The following is a 2,865-nucleotide window of genomic DNA, read 5'->3' as shown; positions in this document are numbered from 1 at the left end:
GGCGTGGCCTTGTCCTCCTCGCCCCAAAATATAAACGCCTTGCCGCCAAAGTCCGCAAATTTAGAGCTAAAGTCCTCATCGACGACGTTTTTTAGGGTCTCGTACATCGTTTTGCTCATGCCTTTTACGTCTTTCGTGGCGAAAAACTTGTATAAAAATCCAAGGCCGAATAGTTTTAAAAACTTAAACAAAGCGATCTTAAAACGCACCCAAAGCGGCTTTTTAGCTACGATGCCGGCCGAGCTTAAAAGCGCGAGATATTCGGGATTTAGCAGGGTTGCGACCTTGCCGCCGAAGCTATGTCCGAAGATGATTTTGGGGCTTGCGCCGAGCTCGTCTAAAAAGGATTTTATGATTTTTGCGTAGTCTTTCGTCGCTAGCGCGCCGTGCATACTACTCGCGCCAAAGCCCGGCATATCGACGTAAACGTGCCGAAAGTCCTTAAAATACATGCCGAAAGCCTTTTTCATGATCTCCTTGTTCGCGCCCCAGCCGTGCAAAAATAGCGCGACGTCCTTGTTTGCGGGATTTGCGGTTTCGTAGCTGATGCGGTAAATTTTGCCGCCGTATTTTATCTCTTTGACCGCCATTATTCGCCGCTTCCGGCTCGTTTTTTAGCCTCATATATGCTTTGCAGTACCTCCACGGCCTCGCATAGGCGCTCGTACTCGCCCATATTTAGTAGTACGGCTTCAAATTTATTATTTTTGACGATAACGGCGCGCTTCATCTGTGCTTTGCCGACTTTTCCTAAGACGGCGCTAAAATTCCGCACCACTTCGGTCGCCGTGTAAATTTCATCTTTGCTAAAAGTAGTCATTTATGTTCTTTGTGTAAAATTTTACGTAAAATATAGCGTATCATCCTTTAAACTTAAATTAAAATAGCATATTGTATTATATTTGGTTGATTTTTAATTAAGTAGGAGAGACTAATGAACAAATATTATACAGTAAAAAAATGTAAAGACAATAATACAGCAAGGCGCGCATTTTCTATGATCGAGCTTATATTTGTGATAGTGATATTAGGTGTATTGGCTGCTATAGCTATACCTAGGATAAACGCTAGCAGAGATGATGCCTTGGCTGTTACGATGTTTACGAACATAAATCAGGTGATAGACGAAGTACAAAACTATTATGCGTCTACGGGCAAGACCGACTTTGCATTTAAAAATATAGCTGGCCCCGATAGTCCAGATAGAAGTTACGATATATCTCGACCGCATTTTATCGTAGAGTACGGCGTAGATAACGGCCTTGATCCTGCACCCAGCAGCGGACGCAGATCCAAGCCTTGGCTATTTATGACAAAATTGGTTGACACTATGTACGGCGACTTCGTAAAATATTGCGTGACACTAAATGTGGGCTACATGTCTAATTCCAATAAATACGGCGTAATCATAAACAACAACTGGCGCTACAACGAACAAGGAGCGCTACAGCCCGGAGATAGCAGGGTATGCGACAAGTTAAGGACGCTAATAGAAAAGAAGTATAAATCAAAAGATGCAGGGTTTGATATGTATGAGATACCATTCATAAACCAGATAGAAGACTCCATACTCTATCCTCATTGATAAATCGGCGGTAGGGACGCTAAGTCTAAAAATAAAAAAGCGTCCTAATTCCGTAAAGCCCTACGATCATCTAAATTTATAAGCATTTTGAACCACAAAAACTGCAAAGCATACCCAACTAGATCGACTAGATATTTTCTACAACTTGCCCTTTGCCGACGTTATGGAGTTGATAAATTTATAGTCGATATTTATCTCGCGTTCTTTGGGCAAGCTTGCGGCGAGTTGCTCCAGAGTCCCCTCAAAATCTTCAAATAGATAATTCGCCAAGCTGCCCGGATTTGGATTGATCTCATTTAGATATACTTCGCCGTTTATCTCGAAAAAGTCGCAACGTATCAACGCCCCGTCAAAACCGCAGTTGTAGATGCGCTCAAAGCTTTGCTTTAGCTTGGCGGCTAGCTCTGCGCCGATGTCGGCCTCGCGCGCCCTACTCTCGTTTGAAAAGCTCATATATTTTTGCTCGTAGTCTAGAAATTCCTTCTTTTTTGGCTCTTCGATGATAGAAAATTTGATCTCGCCGTCCGCCTTGCAGCCTGCTAGATTGTACTCCTTTACGCCCTCTATAAATGGCTCAACCAGGATCTCTTTGTCAAACTCGTATGCCACGTCTAGGCCGTATTCTAGCTCGCTAGCGTTTTTTATCACGCTAACCCCTATCGAGCTTCCTAGGCGAAGCGGCTTTAGGATCACGGGTAGCGGCAGGCTAGGCGCCTTTCCTCTGCTTACAACCTCGTAGTTTAGGGTATTTACACCCGCTTTTTGCGCTAGTAGCTTGGTTAGCTCCTTGTTGTAGCTTAGCGCGCTAGCCTCCACGCGAGGTCCGATATAGCTAAGGCCGTAAAACTCGAGCAGCGCCGCGATCTTACCGTCCTCGCCGTCCATGCCGTGGACTAAATTTATAAACGCGTCCGCCTCAATCTTTTTCTTGCCGAGCAACCCGCCCGCGAAAAATCCGCCCTGCTTAAGAGTGAGTTTTTTGGCGTTTTTATACTTGCCCGAGCTAAAGAAATTCGCCCTCATATCGGCGCCGTTTATCAGGTAAAATTCTCTAAATTTATCGCAAAATATAAACAAAGGCTCGTTTTTTAGCACCTTTTTTAGGGCTATGGCGCTCACGATACTGATCTCGTGTTCGTAGCTTTTTGCGCCGAATATCACAGCAAATTTCATATTTTTCCTTTTTTATGCTAGTTTTTTTAGGGCTTGTTTGATGAGTTCGCCCGTATTTTGCGCGTCGCACTCGCTAAGCGCCTTGGTTATCTTTTCTCTTTTAAAGC

General features: G+C 44.2%; 4 protein-coding genes. 1 reads left to right on the top strand and 3 read right to left on the bottom strand.

Annotated features, from left to right (window positions below; genetic code table 11):
- Nucleotides 1-590: alpha/beta hydrolase (locus tag RYL88_RS12550; protein WP_314991754.1), on the bottom strand; the 590-nt coding region annotated here is incomplete at its 3' end.
- Nucleotides 590-820 carry a type II toxin-antitoxin system Phd/YefM family antitoxin gene (locus RYL88_RS12545; RefSeq protein WP_002947827.1) on the bottom strand — a complete coding sequence of 77 codons (231 nt, stop codon included), beginning with the start codon at nt 818-820 and terminating at the stop codon, nt 590-592. The genes RYL88_RS12545 and RYL88_RS12550, both read right to left, overlap by 1 nt.
- A gap of 114 nt (nt 821-934) precedes the next feature.
- Between RYL88_RS12545 and RYL88_RS12540 the strand changes: the two genes are divergently transcribed.
- Nucleotides 935-1,585, top strand: a complete 651-nt coding sequence (locus RYL88_RS12540) for a type II secretion system protein (RefSeq protein ID WP_314991751.1) — start codon at nt 935-937, stop codon at nt 1,583-1,585.
- Nucleotides 1,586-1,723: 138 nt separating this feature from the next.
- On the opposite strand, the gene RYL88_RS12535 is transcribed toward RYL88_RS12540, so the two are convergent.
- On the bottom strand, nt 1,724-2,758 hold the full coding sequence (locus RYL88_RS12535; protein WP_314991750.1) for a D-alanine--D-alanine ligase: 1,035 nt from the start codon (nt 2,756-2,758) through the stop codon (nt 1,724-1,726).
- Nucleotides 2,759-2,865 lie beyond the last annotated feature (107 nt).

Source organism: uncultured Campylobacter sp., assembly GCF_963517995.1.
Classification (GTDB): Bacteria; Campylobacterota; Campylobacteria; order Campylobacterales; family Campylobacteraceae; genus Campylobacter_A.
This window is presented reverse-complemented; position numbering and strand designations above follow the sequence as displayed.